The sequence below is a fragment of the Streptomyces xingningensis genome, assembly GCF_054957865.1.
This window is the reverse complement of record NZ_JBDJPF010000053.1, coordinates 37,964-53,429: the sequence shown is the minus strand read 5'-3', so window position 1 is coordinate 53,429 and position 15,466 is coordinate 37,964. Positions and strand designations below refer to the sequence as shown.

Genomic DNA, 15,466 nt, shown 5'->3' with positions numbered 1-15,466 from the left:
TCCGTCTCGTGTTCGCCATGACTCCCAACTTCCCTTGCACTCACGGTCTCTACGCTACGAGGGGAAGGCCATAAGCTGCGTGGCGTGATCGAAACAGTGGTGCTGGATGTCGGAGAAACGATCGTCAAGGACGACCGTGGCTGGGCCTCCTGGGCCGACTGGCTCGGAGTCCCCCGACATACGCTCTCCGCACTCGTCGGTGCTGTCGTGTCCCAAGGACGAGACAACGCCGACGCCATCAGGCTGATCCGGCCCGGGATCGATCTGAAGTCCGAGATCCAGGCCAGGGAGGCGGCCGGCTTCGCCGAGCACCTGGACGATAGTGACCTGTACCCAGATGTTCGGCCGGCGCTCCAGTCACTTCGTTCCGTCGGCCTGCGAGTCTTCCTCGCAGGCAATCAGACCGCCCGCGCCGGGGAATTGCTGAGTGCCATGAACCTGCCCGTCGATGGCATCGCCACTTCGGCGGAATGGGGGGTGGCCAAGCCAGCAGCAGCCTTCTTCGATCGCGTGATTGACCTTGCCAAGACGGCACCCGATCGAACCGTCTACGTCGGAGACCACCCAGCCAACGACTGCGTCCCGGCAGCCGCCGCAGGGCTGCGCACGGCGCACCTTCGACGCGGCCCCCTGGGCCATCTGTGGGCGGACAGCTCAGAGGCCGCCGCGGCTGACTGGCGTATCGAGTCCCTGACGGAGCTGGTCGGCCTTCTCCGGCCGTAGCCCATGGGATCGAGATAATGAGACGACGGTGCACCGGCGAATCCGTGGGTGCCGTGCAGGCAAGCGCTTCGAACGGAGACTCACTGTGCCCTCATCACATAGTGGGGTGGGGAAGTACGTTGCCTATCAGCGTCGCCTTGCCAAACTGACCCAACAGCAGCTTGCCGACGGGGCAGGGCTGGCGCTCGGGACTCTCCGCAAGATCGAGCGGGACGAGCGCGGGGCCAGCGACACGGTCCTTGAAGCTCTTGCCGAGGCGATGGGCGTCGACCTGTCCAAGCTCCTTCCCCAGCGATCTCATGCCGACGCTCGCGTCCACAACGCCATGCCTGCCCTCTCGGCAGTCCTCGCCACGTACGACATGCCCGAGGACGGGCCGGTCCGATCGTTCCCGGAGCTGCGGGATGCCGTGGCGAAGGCGGAGTCTTGGCGGCTCGGCGCCCAATACATCTTGATCGCCCGCAAGTTGCCCGGTCTTCTCGCTGAACTCTCGCGGGTGCTGCACACGGCACAGCACGCGGAGCGCCGGGAGGCGGCCGGCCTGTTGGTATCGGCTTACCGCACCGCGGACGCCGTCGCCTTCAAGTACGGTGCCCGGGACCTGTCGGCCCGGTTGATCGGCCTCATGAAGTGGGCCGCGGGCGCGGCTGACGACCAATTGTTGGACGCCACCGTCGCGTACGTGGGTACCGAGATCTACTTTGCTGCACGCACATATCGGACTGGTCTCCGAGTCCTGGAGACTGCTATTGACGCTTCGCCTCCGCCCACAAGTGCCGGTGTCACAGCCGCACGTGGGGCCCTTCACATGCGCGCTGCGGTCATCGCCGGCAGGGCGGGCGACGCCGATGCCGCCGAACTGCATCTCCGCGAGGCCCGGACGCTTGGCGATCGTGTGTGCGAAGGCGTCTACGCAGGTACTGCCTTCGGTCCGCATTCCGTGCGCACTCATCAAGTGTCCGTAGCTGTAAGTCTGGGCGGCAATTACCTCCAGGGTGCATTGGATGTGGCCCGTGAGTGGGCTCCGCCGCAGGACATGCCAGCAGAGCGGCGCTCCGGGTTCTACATCGAACTGGCCCGTGTTCAGCTGTGGACAGGACGGCCCGATGACGCCTTCGAATCCTTGAAGGTCGCTCGCCACATCGCTCCCCAACATACGCGGGAGCACCCCTGGGTTCGTGAAGTCGCTGGCACCTTGCGGCGGTTGAGGCGGGCCGACGCCGAATCTCTCACCCACTTCGCCGAGTGGTGTCACGCCACCGGATAACCGTACCGGCCTACCCCTCGCAGGGGTACTTGTCCCATCCACGGTGGGTCACCATCTCCATGCCCGCGCATGAACGGGCAGGTAGGAGAGGCAATGACCAAAGTAGTGCTCGTGACCCGTCGTCCTGCCCTGCACATCACTGAGGATTGCCGGACCAGCCGCCACCGCTCGTGCCACGGTGCCACGAGTATCCGCTGTATCTCCGGCGACAGCTCCGACCGCTGCACCGAGTCGTTGCCGTGCACCTGCTCGTGTCATCAGCAGGTGCACGGATGACCGACGGCACTGGCCGCTTGACGCCACCCGAAGATCTCCGCGCTGCGCCGGCCTCCCTCGCCAAGTGCGGGCGGAGCCCGCATGAACCGCAACACGTTCCCTCCACCTCAACAAGAGGCATTCCCATGATGGTTCATCCCCCTTTCTTCGACCCCTTCGCGCTCACCAACGACGCCGGTTTCCTCGACCACAAGTCCGCCCAGTGGCTCACGTCCGGGGAAGCGCACCCGTACGACGTGCTGAGCACATGGCGCAGGAAACTGCCCGCCACACTGCGCAGCGGTCACCGCTTCGACGTCGTTCACCTGCCTGCCGCGCTCGTCGAGGCCGGAATCGACGGCGTCCAGGACAAGGACACGATCGAAGCCCACTTTCGCGCCGTCGGCATCACCAACTCGGTGACCGTCTCCCGCACCGGCCACCAATACACCGTTCTCGTCCCGCCCGGCACCACACAGCAGTGGAAAGAGCCGGGCACCACCATTGCAGGCGAACTCGGCTATGTCTCCCTGCCCACACCCGTCCGCCACGGGCCGCCCGGCGCCTACTGGCTGCTTCCAGCGCCGGAGGACGAGAGCATGCTCTGTGACCCGGTGAACCTCCGGCTGCTCATCGGCCAGAGCAAGGCTCGGGGGCGCGAGAGGTAGCCGGTTCATCCGTCCCACGACAGCACGGGCAGGGCCGTCGTGATCCGTCTCCCGCACACGGAGCTTTCGTCTTGTGCGGGGCCCGCGTTGTCCGGCGTTGGGTCAGGCCGTCGAAGACCGGACGAGAGGATCGGTATGACCTTCCTGCCTTCGGTGGATCCCTCACGGCGACGCTGCCCGTACCAGGCGTTCGCGGGGAACAGCCCGGCAATCTAATCCCCGTCCTATCGACCAACAACCAACGAGAGAACTGCAAATGACCACTGTTACGCACCCGCGGGAGGCGTTCCCGCTTGTTCCCGAGGGAGGACGGCTCATCAACAGCAGTGAGCCCCCGACCCACTTCACCACCCGCCCGTGGCTCCTGCGATTCGCGGTAGCCCCTGACCCCACAACGGCCACCGTCAAACCGTCCGCAATCTACGACGAGCAGGCGCAGATGTCCGTCGGCCTGTATGACGGACCGCTGCCCTACATGGGCAATACGCACAGCCCCACCGTCCCGGACGGCAGCGCCGAAAACCCGCCGCCCCTCGACGAGGGACCCAAGGACTGAGTGACCGTGACCCCCGTCCTCGTGATCGCAGCCCAAGACGACTGGCCCACGGACCGTGTCGTGAAGGTGCTCACTGAGCGCGGGGTGGAGGTGTTCCGTATGGACACCGCCGAGTTTCCGCAACGACTCACCCTTGCAGGGCGTATCGATGCCCGGCAAGGGTGGGCCGGCGGACTCTCCACCCCGCACCGCACCGTCGACCTCGCCGAGATTGGTGGCGTCTACTACCGCACACCGAACATGTTTCGCCTCCCGGAGGGCATGTCCGAGCCAGAACGCAGGTTCGCCGCAGCTCAGGCCAGAGCAGGACTCGGCGGCATCGTCTCGGCCCTGGACTGCCGATGGGTCAACCACCCAGCCGCCATGTCGCGTGCCGAATACAAGCCACTCCAGCTCGCCGCAGCCCGCGAGTGCGGTCTCATCATCCCCCCAACCCTGATCACCAACAGCCCCGACGCCATCCGTGCATTCGCCGACGACGTCGGTGGCCCTCTGATCTGCAAGCCCATCGCCTCTCCCGTGTTCATCGAGGCCGACGAGCTCAAGCTCGTCTACACCCACAAACTCACCAGGCACGACCTCGCCGACCTACGTGGCATCGACACAACCGCCCACCTCTTTCAGGCATGGGTTGACAAGGCGTATGAGGTACGGCTGACCGTGGCCGGTGACCGACTGCTCGCCGCCGAGGTCTACGCCGGTAGTGCTCAGGCGCACACGGACTGGCGCAGTGACTACCGTTCGTTGACCTACCGGGCGACCGATACCCCCGACGACACGGCGGAAGGGGTGCGGCGCTTGATGAGGCGGCTTGAACTCCGGTTCGCAGCAATCGACTTCATCGTGTCACCCACCGGAGAGTGGACGTTCTTGGAAGCGAACCCTTGCGGGCAGTGGGACTGGATACAGCACGCCACGGGCCTGCCCATCGCCGAAGCCATCGCCGACGAACTGACAGGAGTCGCCGCGTGACCGCTCCCACCCTTGAAGCCGCACGCCCGTACATGGCCGCGCTCGCCGTCGAGCTCAGGAAGGCCGGCGCGGTCCGGTCGCCCCAGTGGGCCGATGTCTTCGCCGCCGTGCCTCGGCACGTCTTCGTCCCGGTGTGGTACGAGCAGGAGACCAACGACAGGGGCATCACCGTATGGCGTCGGCATCAAGCAACCACAGCCGACGCTCAGTTGGTCCGTGTCTACCGCGACACCACGCTTGTCACCGCGCTGGACCCCGAGACCGCCGAGCAGATCGACGAGACGGCATGGACCGGCATCCCCACTTCGTCCAGCACGCTCCCAAGCCTCATGGCCAGGATGCTGGAAGAACTCAGTGTTGAGGACGGGCACCGCGTTCTCGAAGTCGGCACCGGCACGGGGTATAACGCGGCTCTTTTGTGCGCGCGCCTCGGGGATCGTGCCGTGCATTCCGTCGACATTGCCCCCGCGCTTGTCCACGCCGCGGAAAGCCATCTCGCCGAGATCGGCTACCGCCCGCTGCTCGCCGCCGACGACGGGCAGGCCGGCCACCCTGCCGGAGGCCCGTTTGACCGGATCATCTCGACGTGCTCGGTACCGGCCATCCCCCAGGCATGGATCGAGCAAGCCAGGCCCGGGTCCGTCATCCACACCGACGTCGCTCTGGGCATCGAAGGCGGACTCGTCCGTCTCACCCTCGACGGGGAGTCCCGCCTCCGCGGAAGGTTCACCAGCACCACCGGTCGGTTCATGGCCGCACGCAGCGACGCCAGTGCCTATCCCCGCCCCCAACAACACACCCTAGCCGCACCTGAAGTCGGCACTTGCCCGACTCCCGTCACGGCGCGCGACATCCAGGCCCACTACCCCTTCCGCCTGCTATTGGCCTTCCGCCTTCCCGGAACCAGGCTCGTCTACCACCTCGACGACACCGGCACGACGTCCTTCCAACTCCAGGGCAGCGACGGCTCATGGGCCCGTGCTCCCCTCACCGGAAGCGGCACCGGGACCGTGACATATGGCGGTACTGCTGACCTCTGGCGGCAGGTCGAGACCGAGTGGAGGTGGTGGACCCGCAACGGCCGCCCTGCCCCGGACCAGTTCGGGTACGTCCGCGAAGCTGACGGCCGTGCGTCCGTATGGCACATCCCCGGGGGCCGACGATGGGAACTCCCCCCTGCTGACCAACAGCCCGCAGCTGTGTACCCCTGAATCGGCTTGTGATCCCCTGATCTGCTGGTAAGGGGAGCGACACCAAGAGCATGGTCTCTTATATGGCGACGAAGAAAGTAACGGTGACGATCCCTGAGGATCTTCTGGACGAGATCCGCGCGGAGGCGGCGGAGCGGGGCCTGTCGGCGTACGTTGCCGAGGCGCTGCGCTTCAAGCGTGACCGGGACCGGCTTGCTGAACTGGTCGACTGGCTGCAGGAAGAACACGGGCCCGTCACTGAGGACGAGCATGCGGCAGTGCTCGACGAGCTGGAGGAACTCGACGCCGAACACGAGCGGCGCCGCACCGACGGACAGCGCAACGCCGGAGAAGCTGCGTGAAGAAGCGAACCGGTGAGCGGCCGCTCCGTGTTTTCGTGAAGGTATAGATCCGACCCGCGCTGGTCTCAGTCTCACGCCGACGCCGCCCGCACCCCCAACACCCCGGCCCGCACCGCCTCGTCGTAGCGGCGCAGTACCACCGACACCACTTCGTCCGCCGCCCCCAGCACCCCTGCCAGGATCTCCGCGCCCCCCGCCCGGGCTCCGGCCGTGATGCGGTCCGGGAGGCGGCCGGGGGCCAGGACGTAGGGGGCGACGGCCACTTGGCGGCAGCCCGCGGCGCGCAGGGCGCGTACCGCGTCCTCGGTGCGCGGCGCGGAGGCGGAGGCGAACGCGGGGCGTACGGCGCGCCAGCCGGTGTGCTGCCACTCCCGCGCGATGTCTGCGATCACCGCGATCGCCTCCGGGTCGGAGGAGCCCGCCGAGGCCAGTACGACCCCGGTCGAGCGCCGGTCGCCGGGGCGCAACCCGGCCTCGTACAGCCGTCGTTCGAGGGCGGCGGTCAGCAGGGGGGAGGGGCCCAGGACGGCGGCCCGGTGCACGGTCAGGCGGGGCAGCCGGGAGGTGGTCGCGCGCAGGATGGCGGGCAGGTCGGTCTTGGCGTGGTAGGCGCGGGTCAGCAGGAGGGGGAGGGCGACCACGTCCCGTATCCCCTCCGCGGACAGGCGTTCAAGGGCCTGGGGGACGGTGGGGACGGCGAAGTCCAGGAAGGCCGCCTCCACCCGGAGCCCCGGCCGCCGGGCCGCGATCCGGGCGCGCAGGGCGGAGACGGTGGCGGCGTGGCGGGGGTTGCGGCTGCCGTGGGCGATGAGGAGCAGGACCATGGTGGCTCCCTCAGCGGAGCCCGCGGGAGCGCAGCACATGGCGCTCCAGGGGGCTGAAGACGATGAGGTCGATGGCGATGCCGACGAAGAGGATCAGGATGATGCCCAGCAGTACGCCCGGCATGTCGGAGTCGGTGCGGGCGTTCTCCAGGTACTGGCCCAGGCCGAGGCCCAAGTCGGGGGAGGAGGCGATGAGTTCGGCGGCCATCAGGGAACGCCAGGAGAACGCCCAGCCCTGCTTGAGACCGGCGAGATAGCCGGGCAGGGCGGCGGGCAGCAGGATGTGCCGGGCGCCGCGCGCGCCCGTGGCGCCCAGGGTGCGTCCGGCGCGCAGATACAGCGGGGGCACCTGGTCGATGCCGGAGACCAGGCCGTTGGCGATGGAGGGCACGGCACCCAGCAGGATCACCGTGTACATCGCCGAGTCGGTGATGCCCAGCCAGATCACGGCCGCCGGCACCCAGGCCACCGAGGGCAGCGATTGCAGGCCGGAGAGCAGCGGGCCGAGGGCCGCCCGGACGAACGGGACGCGGGCCACCAGGAGCCCGAGCGGGGTGCCGATGGCGAGCGCGGCGAGGAAGCCCAGCAGGCCGCGCGAGACGCTGGTCCAGATGATGTCGAACAGGGTTCCGTTCAGCCAGAGTTGGTGCAGGCTGTGCCAGACCGCGGAGGGGTCGGGGAGCTTGTAGTCGTCGGTGACCTCGGCGAGGACCAGGAGCTTCCAGACGACGAGCACCAGGATGACGGCCGTCACCGGCGGCAGGACCTTGGCCAGCAGGATCCGGCGCAAGGGGGTGCGCTCCACCGGTACCGCGTCCAGCGCGTCGAGCCCGGCCTCCAGGCCCGCCAGGTGGGGCTCGGTGGTCTCAGTGCTTGCCATAGCGGCGGATCTCCCCACGCAGTTCCTCGGTTATCTCCACGGACAGGTCCGCGACGGCCGCGTCCTCGATGCGGCGCGGCTGCGGCAGGTCGACCGTCCACTGCCGGGCCACCCGGCCCGGCCGGGAGGACAGCAGCACCACCCGCTGGCCGAGCCGTACCGCCTCGCGGACGTTATGGGTGACGAACAGCACCGACAGGGAAGCCTGCGACCAGACGCGGGTGAGCTCGTCGTGCAGCACATCCCGGGTGATGGCGTCGAGTGCGGCGAACGGCTCGTCCATCAGCAGCAGTCGGCTGTCCTGGGCGAGCGCGCGGGCCAGCGCCACGCGCTGGCGCATGCCGCCGGACAGTTCGTGCACCCGCTTGCCGTGCGCCCCGCCCAGACGGACCAGGTCCAGCAGCCGTTCCGCCTCGGCCCGCCGCTCGTCCCGGGGCACGCCGCGCAGCCGCAGCGCGAGCTCGATGTTCCGGCCCGCGGTCAGCCAGGGGAAGAGGGCGTGCTCCTGGAACATCAGGGCCGGGCGGCCGCCCGCCACCTCGATGCTGCCCGCGGTCGGCTTGTCCAGCCCGGCGACCAGGTTGAGCAGGGTGGACTTGCCGCAGCCGGAGGCGCCCAGCAGGCAGACGAATTCGCCGGGGCGGACATCGAGGGAGATGTCCTCCAGGACCGGCCGGTCCGCTCCGGTGCGGCCGAAGCTCTTGTAGACGTGGTCGAGCCGGACGGCCGGCGGTCCGTCGTCCGTGACGGTGACGGCGCCTGGCTGGTCGGTGGTCGTGGTCGGGGCCATCCGGGACCTCCTGGTGCTGGGGTGGGACGGTGCCGTTACTGCTTGCCGAGCCCGGCCGCGGAGACCGGCGGCCGGCCCTCGGCTTTGAGGACCTTGTTGAGCGGGGTGAGCTCGTAAATGCCGGACAGGTCGGGCTTGTCGAGCAGGCCCGCGGAGACCGCGTGGGCGGCCTCGGCGTCCAGGGTGGCGGCCAGCGGGTCGTCGGTGACCTTGATGCTCTGCCAGGCCGGGTCCAGGATGCCGGAGGGCAGGGCCTTGCCGGAGAGCCTCTTCAGCGCGGTGTTCGCCGCCGACTTGGCCTGGCCGGGGTGGGCCGTGATCCAGGCGTTGGTCTTCACGGAGCCGCGCAGCACGGCCTCCACCACGTCGGGGTGCCGGTCCAGGAAACTCTGCGACACGATCACATTGGTGATCACGAACTTCCGGTCCGGCCAGAGCGTCGACTCGTCCAGCAGTACCTTGCCGCCCTCGGAGACCAGCTTGGAGGCGGTGGGCTCGGGCACCCAGGCGCCGTCCACCGAGCCGGACCTGAAGGCGTCCGGGGTGACCTTGTTGTCCGTCCGGACGACCGAGACATCGCCCTTGCCGCTCTGCGGGTCGACCTTCCAGCCCTGCCCGGCGATCCAGCTGAGGAACGCCACGTCCTGGGTGTTGCCCTTCTGCGGGGTGGCGATCCGCTTGCCCTTGACCTCGTCCAGCGAGTGGATCTTCTTGGGGTCGACCACCAGCTTCACCCCGCCGGAGGCGGAACCGGAGATGATCCGCAGGCTCTTGCCCCTGGACTTGGTGTAGCCGTTGATGGCGGGCGAGGGGCCGATCCAGCCGATGTCGATGGAGCCCGCGTTGAGCGCCTCGATCTCGGACGGGCCCGCGTTGAACGTGGCCGACTTCAGGGTGGTGCCGCCCAACTCCTTTTGCAGAATGCCCTGTTGCTCGCCCACCAGGGGGGTGGCATGGGTGATGTTGGGGAAGTAGCCGATCCGCACGGTGTCGGCGGAGAGCTTCTTGCCGCCGGCCGCGGCGGCGGACGGCTCGTCGGACGACTTCTGTGAGCCATAGCCGCAGGCGGCCAGGGCCAGGGTCAGCAGCGGCAGGGCGGCAACGGCCGCAAGGGCACGGCGGGTTGCGGACATGAGGGGGGCTCCTCTGGGGGACGGGGCAGCGGCGGCGGCACGGGCGTCAGCGCACACATCGGCCGACCCCGCCGAGGCCCCGGCCGGGCGAGTGGAGTGAGGTGCCCGCCATGTCAGAAGTCCCAGCCCTCGTCGTCGGCCGCGGGTGCTGCGGTGGCCGCGGCGAAGGAGTCGCCCGCCATCCCGGCGGTCAGCGTCGTTCCATCGGCCGGGTCGATCAGCAGGAAGGAGCCGGTGCGCCGGGAGGTGGCGTAGGGGTCCAGGGCGAGCGGGTCGGCGGTGCGCAGCACCACCCGGCCGATGTCATTGGCGGCCAGCTCGCCGGGGGACGGCTGCTGGGACAGGTCGGCCAGGTTCAGCCGCGACGGCAGCGCCTTGACCAGGGCCCGGACCGTGCGGGTGGCGTGCTTGAGCAGCACCCGGTCCCCGGCCCGCAGCGGCCGGTCGGCCACATGGCAGACGGTCGCCTCGATGTCCCGGGTGGTCGCGGGCGCCCCGGCGGCGGGGGTGATCAGGTCGCCGCGCGAGATGTCGAGGTCGTCGGCGAGCAGCACGGTCACCGACTGCGGGGCCCAGGCCACCTCCACCGGTTCGCCGAGCGCGTCGATGCCGGTGATGGTGCTGGTGCGGCCCGAGGGCAGTACGGTGACGCGCTCGCCGACCCGCAGCACCCCGGAGGCGATCTGGCCCGCATAGCCGCGGTAGTCGGGGAGTTCGGGGGTCTGCGGGCGGATGACGTACTGCACGGGGAAGCGGGCCGGGTCGCCGGTGGGATCGGCGACCACGGGCACCGACTCCAGGTGCTCCAGGACGGTCGGGCCGCCGTACCAGTCCATGTGCGCGGACGGGGTCACCACATTGTCCCCGGCGAGCGCGGACACCGGGATCGCGGTCACCTCGGGTATGCCCAGGGAGGTGGCATAGGCGCCGAACTCCTCGGCGATCGGCGCGAACACGGACTCCGCATAGCCCACCAGGTCCATCTTGTTGACGGCCAGGACCACCTGCGGGACCCGCAGCAGGGCGGCGACGGCGGCGTGCCGCCGGGTCTGCTCGACCACTCCGTTGCGGGCGTCCACCAGCACCACGGCCAGTTCGGCGGTGGAGGCGCCGGTGACCATGTTGCGGGTGTACTGCACATGCCCGGGGGTGTCCGCGAGGACGAACCGCCTGCGGCCGGTGGCGAAGTAGCGGTACGCCACGTCGATGGTGATGCCCTGCTCGCGCTCCGCGCGCAGCCCGTCGGTGAGCAGTGCCAGGTCGAATCCCTGGTGGCCGCGGCTGCGCGAGGCGTGCTCCACGGCCTCCAGCTGGTCGGCCAGCACCGACTTGGAGTCGTGCAGCAGCCGCCCGACCAGCGTGGACTTGCCGTCGTCGACGGATCCCGCGGTGGCGAAGCGCAGCAGGGCGGTCGCCCCGATCTGTTCGGCTGTCGTCATGCTGGTTCCTCTGCGTTTCTCTGCATTCCTCTGTGGAGCCGGTGGAGGGTCTTGGGCCGAGACCGGGGTCAGAAGTACCCCTCTCTCTTGCGGTCTTCCATCGCCGCCTCGGAGAGCCTGTCGTCGGCTCGCGTCGCCCCCCGCTCGGTGATGCGCGACGCGGCGATCTCGGCGATCACGGCGTCGATCGTCGTCGCATCGGAGTCGACCGCACCGGTGCAGGACATGTCGCCGACGGTGCGGTAGCGCACCAGCCGCTTTTCCACCGGCTCGCCGTCGCGGGGACCGCCCCAGTCGCCGGAGGCCAGCCACATGCCGTCGCGGGCGAAGACCTCCCGCTCATGGGCGAAGTAGATCGCCGGGAGCGCGATCCGCTCCCGGGCGATGTACTGCCAGACGTCCAGCTCGGTCCAGTTGGACAGCGGGAAGACCCGGACATGCTCGCCGGGGGAGTGGCGCCCGTTGTAGAGCTGCCACAACTCGGGGCGCTGGCGCCGGGGGTCCCAGGCGCCGAACTCGTCGCGCAGCGAGAAGACCCGCTCCTTGGCCCGGGCCTTCTCCTCGTCCCGGCGGCCGCCGCCGAAGACGGCGTCAAAACGGTGCCGCTCTATGGCGTCCAGCAGTGGCAGGGTCTGCAGCGGGTTGCGGGTGCCGTCGGGGCGCTCGCGCAGCCGGCCGTCGTCGATGAACTCCTGTACGGAGGCGATGTGCAGGCGCAGCCCGTGTTCCCCGACGGTGCGGTCGCGGTAGCCGATGACCTCCGGGAAGTTGTGCCCGGTGTCCACATGCAGCAGGCCGAAGGGGAGCGGCGCCGGGGCGAACGCCTTCAGCGCCAGGTGCAGCATCACCATGGAGTCCTTGCCGCCGGAGAACAGCAGCACCGGGCGCTCGAACTCCCCTGCCACCTCACGGAAGATGTGCACCGCCTCGGACTCCAGCGCGTCCAGGTGCGACAGGGTGTATGGACTGTCGTTCATGCCGCCAGCACCCCCCGCTCGCCCAGCAGCGCATACAGCGAGTCCGCGGACTCCCGCACGGACTGCCGGTGCGCCTCGATGCGCAAGTCCGGCTCCAGGGGCTCCTCGTAGGGGTCGTCGACCCCGGTCAGGCCCGATATCTCGCCGGATGCCTGCCTGGCGTACAGGCCCTTCACATCGCGGGTCGAGCAGACGCCCACCGGGGTGGCCACATGGACTTCCAGATAGCCGGTGGCCAGCTCCTGGTGGCGCTTGCGCACCGCCTCCCGCGCGTCGGCATAGGGCGCGATCACCGGGACCAGCACCGTGACGCCGTGCGCGGCGAGCAACTGGGCGACAAAGCCGATCCGTTGGACGTTGGTGTCCCGGTCGGTGCGGGAGAAGCCCAGACCGGCGGAGAGGAACTCGCGGATCTCGTCCCCGTCGAGCACCTCCACCCGGTGTCCCTCCGAGCGCAGCCGGTCCGCCAGGGCCTGGGCGATGGTGGTCTTGCCCGCGCTCGGCAGGCCGGTGAGCCACACGGTGGCGCCACCCGTCATCGGTTTCCCCCGTTCGCTTTCGTCCGTCACCGCGGTCGTCATCCGTGCAGTCCGCACTCGGTCTTGGCCAGTCCTGCCCAGCGCCCGGCGCGGGCATCCTCGCCCGCTGCCGTCCGGCGGGTGCAGGGGGCGCAGCCGATCGAGGTGTAGCCGTCCATCAGCAGGGGGTTGGTGAGCACCCCGTGCTCCGCGACATAGGTCTCGACGTCCTCCTCGGTCCAGCGGGCGATCGGCGAGATCTTCACCTTGCGCCGCCGTTCGTCCCAGCCGACGACCGGGGTGCCCGCCCGGGTGGGGGACTCGTCCCGGCGCAGTCCGGTGGCCCAGGCGGCGTAGGGCGCCAGTCCCTCCTCGAGCGGGCGGACCTTGCGCAGCGCACAGCACAGGTCGGGGTCGCGGTCGTGCAACCGGGGCCCGTACTCGGCGTCCTGGGCGGCGACGCTCTGGCGCGGGGTGAGGGTGTGGACCCGGACGTCCAGCACGGCCGCGACCGCGTCCCGGGTGCCGATGGTCTCCGGGAAGTGGTAGCCGGTGTCCAGGAAGACCACATCCACGCCGGGCAGGACCCGGGAGGCGAGGTGTGCCACGACCGCGTCCGCCATGGAGGAGGTGACGCACAGGCGCCGGCCGAAGGTGTCGGCCGCCCAGCGCAGGATGTCCAGCGCGGGGGCGTCCTCCAGCTCCCGGCCCGCCCGCTCGGCGAGCCGGGCGAGGGCGTCGGCGTCGTCAACGTCGTCAAGTTCGGTCATCCGAGGCTCCTTTGCTCAGGCCGCGGGCGAGGAGTCCGAGGAAGGAGAGCTTGAAGGCCCGATTGCAGGCCCTGCATTCCCAGGCGCCATGGCCCTGTTCACCGGGCCGCAGGTCTTCGTCGCCGCAGTAGGGGCAGTAGAACGGGGCGGCACGCTCGCTCATCCTTCTGTCCTCGCTTCTCCGCCCGCGCGGCGCAGAGGTGCGGCCATCGTTGTCGTCTGCGGCCCGGCGGCCGCGCGCGCGACGCTCATGAGAGGTCCTCCTCGCTCGCCCGTGCCGTCCAGGTGGCAAACCGCTCGCCGTCCCGGCGCTGTTCCGTAAAGCGCCTCAGCAGCCGCTCCACATAGTCCGGGAGCTCCGCCGAAGTGACCTTGAGGCCACGGACCTTGCGGCCGAAGCCGGGCTGCAGCCCCAGTGCCCCGCCCAGGTGCACCTGGAACCCCTCGACCTGGTTCCCCCGGTCGTCCAGGACCAGCTGGCCCTTGAGACCGATGTCCGCGACCTGGATGCGGGCGCAGGCATTGGGGCAGCCGTTGACGTTGATGGTGATGGGTTCGTCGAACTCCGGGAGGCGGCGTTCCAGTTCGTCGATCAGGGCCGCGCCGCGTGCCTTGGTCTCGACGATCGCCAGCTTGCAGAACTCGATGCCGGTGCAGGCCATCGTGCCGCGCCGGAAGGGGGACGGGCCGACCCGCAGGTCCAGTGCCTCGAGCCCGGCCACCAGCGAGTCGACCCGGTCCTCGGCCACATCGAGCACCACCATCTTCTGCTCGGCCGTGGTGCGCAGCCGCCCCGAGCCATGCCCCTCGGCCAACTCCGCGATCTTGGTGAGGGTGGCGCCGTCGACCCGGCCGACGCGCGGGGCGAAGCCGATGTAGTGGCGGCCGTCCCGCTGGCGGTGCACGCCGACGTGGTCGCGCCAGCGGTCCACGGGCTGTTCGGGCGGCGGGCCGTCGGCGAGCGGGCGCCCCAGGTACTCCTCCTCCAGCACCCGGCGGAACTTCTCCGGGCCCCAGTCGGCGACCAGGAACTTCAGCCGGGCGCGAGTGCGCAGCCGCCGGTAGCCGTAGTCGCGGAAGATGCCGATCACGCCGCCATAGACATCGGGCACGTCCTCCAGCGGCACCCAGGCGCCCAGCCGTACGCCGATCCTGGGGTTGGTGGACAGCCCGCCGCCCACCCACAGGTCGAAGCCGGGACCGTGTTCGGGGTGGCGTACGCCGACGAATGCGACGTCGTTGATCTCGTGCGCCACGTCCAGCAGGGGCGACCCCGAGACCGCGGACTTGAACTTCCGCGGCAGATTGGAGAACTCCGGGTCACCGATGAAGCGGCGGTGGATCTCCTCGATGGCCGGGGTGCCGTCGATGATCTCGTCCTCGGCGATGCCGGCCACCGGCGAGCCCAGGATCACCCGGGGGGTGTCGCCGCAGGCCTCGGTGGTGGACAGGCCCACCGCCTCCAGCCGCCGCCAGATCTCGGGCACGTCCTCGATCCGGATCCAGTGGTACTGGATGTTCTGCCGGTCGGTGATGTCCGCCGTGCCGCGGGCGAACTCCTGCGAGACCTCGCCGATCACCCGCAGCTGCCGGGTGGTCAGCCGTCCGCCGTCGATGCGCACCCGCAGCATGAAGTACTCGTCGTCCAGCTCCTCCGGCTCCAGGACCGCGGTCTTGCCGCCGTCGATGCCGGGCCTGCGCTGGGTGTAGAGGCCCCACCAGCGCATCCGTCCGCGCAGATCGCTGGGGTCGATGGAGTGGAAGCCGGTCTTGGAGTAGATCGTCTCAATGCGTGTCCGCACATTGAGACCGTCGTCGTCCTTTTTGAACTGCTCATTGGCGTTGAGCGGGGTGAAGTGGCCGACGGCCCATTGGCCTTCGCCGCGGTGGCGGCCGGTTTTGCGCCCGGGCCGGGCGGCGGGAGGCTCTGCGGTGGCAGCCATGGCGGTCTGTCCTTCTGGGGTGTCCTACGGCGGCGCACGGCCGCCCCAAGGCGTCGCCGAAGAACCCCAGTCACCTCAAGTGACCTGCGTATATGCGGGGTTCCGGCGGCAGCGGGGTGCGGCGGGGCCAGAGATCGGGAAGCGTTCGCCCGTCCGCGGCGGTGGGGAGGGCGAGGAGGAACGGCGGTGCTGAGACTGT

The 15,466-nt window shown here is 69.6% G+C and carries 17 protein-coding genes; 7 read left to right on the top strand and 10 right to left on the bottom strand.

Annotation, left to right across the window (positions count from 1 at the left end):
• Positions 1 to 84 precede the first annotated feature (84 nt).
• From ABCR83_RS24395 to ABCR83_RS24365, 7 genes are all read left to right on the top strand, one after another.
• Positions 85 to 723 (top strand): HAD family hydrolase, encoded by a 639-nt coding sequence (locus tag ABCR83_RS24395; protein WP_462697304.1) that lies wholly within the window; start codon positions 85 to 87, stop codon positions 721 to 723.
• 106 nt (positions 724 to 829) lie between these two features.
• Positions 830 to 1,990, top strand: a complete 1,161-nt coding sequence (locus ABCR83_RS24390) for a helix-turn-helix domain-containing protein (RefSeq protein WP_462697303.1) — start codon at positions 830 to 832, stop codon at positions 1,988 to 1,990.
• Positions 1,991 to 2,391: 401 nt separating this feature from the next.
• Positions 2,392 to 2,913, top strand: a complete 522-nt coding sequence (locus ABCR83_RS24385) for a hypothetical protein (RefSeq protein ID WP_462697302.1) — start codon at positions 2,392 to 2,394, stop codon at positions 2,911 to 2,913.
• A gap of 256 nt (positions 2,914 to 3,169) precedes the next feature.
• Complete coding sequence (gene tgmA, locus ABCR83_RS24380) at positions 3,170 to 3,469, top strand: putative ATP-grasp-modified RiPP (protein ID WP_462697301.1); 300 nt, start codon at positions 3,170 to 3,172, stop codon at positions 3,467 to 3,469.
• A 6-nt stretch (positions 3,470 to 3,475) separates the two neighbouring features.
• Entirely contained in the window at positions 3,476 to 4,441 is a 966-nt protein-coding gene (gene tgmB / locus ABCR83_RS24375; RefSeq protein WP_462697300.1) for an ATP-grasp ribosomal peptide maturase, read from the top strand.
• Complete coding sequence (locus ABCR83_RS24370; protein ID WP_462697299.1) at positions 4,438 to 5,652, top strand: methyltransferase domain-containing protein; 1,215 nt, start codon at positions 4,438 to 4,440, stop codon at positions 5,650 to 5,652. Before tgmB ends, ABCR83_RS24370 begins: the two co-directional genes overlap by 4 nt.
• A 62-nt stretch (positions 5,653 to 5,714) precedes the next feature.
• Positions 5,715 to 5,993: a CopG family transcriptional regulator gene (locus tag ABCR83_RS24365; RefSeq protein ID WP_462697298.1), complete on the top strand. Its 279-nt coding sequence runs from the start codon at positions 5,715 to 5,717 to the stop codon at positions 5,991 to 5,993.
• A gap of 71 nt (positions 5,994 to 6,064) precedes the next feature.
• Here the strand turns inward: ABCR83_RS24365 and ABCR83_RS24360 are convergent, their stop codons facing one another.
• The 10 genes from ABCR83_RS24360 to ABCR83_RS24315 all read right to left on the bottom strand — a co-directional run bounded on the left by ABCR83_RS24360 (position 6,065) and on the right by ABCR83_RS24315 (position 15,267).
• Complete coding sequence (locus ABCR83_RS24360; protein WP_462697297.1) at positions 6,065 to 6,817, bottom strand: sirohydrochlorin chelatase; 753 nt, start codon at positions 6,815 to 6,817, stop codon at positions 6,065 to 6,067.
• Between the two features lie 10 nt (positions 6,818 to 6,827).
• Entirely contained in the window at positions 6,828 to 7,697 is an 870-nt protein-coding gene (locus ABCR83_RS24355) for an ABC transporter permease (RefSeq protein ID WP_462697296.1), read from the bottom strand.
• Positions 7,684 to 8,487: an ABC transporter ATP-binding protein gene (locus tag ABCR83_RS24350; RefSeq protein WP_462697295.1), complete on the bottom strand. Its 804-nt coding sequence runs from the start codon at positions 8,485 to 8,487 to the stop codon at positions 7,684 to 7,686. The genes ABCR83_RS24355 and ABCR83_RS24350 overlap by 14 nt, the downstream gene beginning before the upstream one ends.
• Before the next feature lie 35 nt (positions 8,488 to 8,522).
• Positions 8,523 to 9,620 carry an aliphatic sulfonate ABC transporter substrate-binding protein gene (locus ABCR83_RS24345; RefSeq protein ID WP_462697294.1) on the bottom strand — a complete coding sequence of 366 codons (1,098 nt, stop codon included), beginning with the start codon at positions 9,618 to 9,620 and terminating at the stop codon, positions 8,523 to 8,525.
• A 113-nt stretch (positions 9,621 to 9,733) separates the two neighbouring features.
• A complete protein-coding gene (locus ABCR83_RS24340) occupies positions 9,734 to 11,059 on the bottom strand; it encodes a sulfate adenylyltransferase subunit 1 (RefSeq protein ID WP_462697293.1) in 1,326 nt (441 codons plus the stop codon).
• Positions 11,060 to 11,127: 68 nt separating this feature from the next.
• Entirely contained in the window at positions 11,128 to 12,036 is a 909-nt protein-coding gene (gene cysD, locus ABCR83_RS24335) for a sulfate adenylyltransferase subunit CysD (protein ID WP_462697292.1), read from the bottom strand.
• Positions 12,033 to 12,617: an adenylyl-sulfate kinase gene (gene cysC, locus ABCR83_RS24330; RefSeq protein WP_462697291.1), complete on the bottom strand. Its 585-nt coding sequence runs from the start codon at positions 12,615 to 12,617 to the stop codon at positions 12,033 to 12,035. The genes cysD and cysC overlap by 4 nt, the downstream gene beginning before the upstream one ends.
• The gene (locus ABCR83_RS24325) at positions 12,614 to 13,324 is read right to left on the bottom strand and encodes a phosphoadenylyl-sulfate reductase (protein ID WP_462697289.1); all 711 of its coding nucleotides are present in this window, start codon (positions 13,322 to 13,324) and stop codon (positions 12,614 to 12,616) included. Before ABCR83_RS24325 ends, cysC begins: the two co-directional genes overlap by 4 nt.
• Positions 13,311 to 13,487 (bottom strand): hypothetical protein, encoded by a 177-nt coding sequence (locus ABCR83_RS24320; RefSeq protein WP_462697288.1) that lies wholly within the window; start codon positions 13,485 to 13,487, stop codon positions 13,311 to 13,313. The genes ABCR83_RS24325 and ABCR83_RS24320 overlap by 14 nt, the downstream gene beginning before the upstream one ends.
• 85 nt (positions 13,488 to 13,572) lie before the next feature.
• Positions 13,573 to 15,267 (bottom strand): nitrite/sulfite reductase, encoded by a 1,695-nt coding sequence (locus ABCR83_RS24315; protein WP_462697287.1) that lies wholly within the window; start codon positions 15,265 to 15,267, stop codon positions 13,573 to 13,575.
• Positions 15,268 to 15,466: the final 199 nt, after the last annotated feature.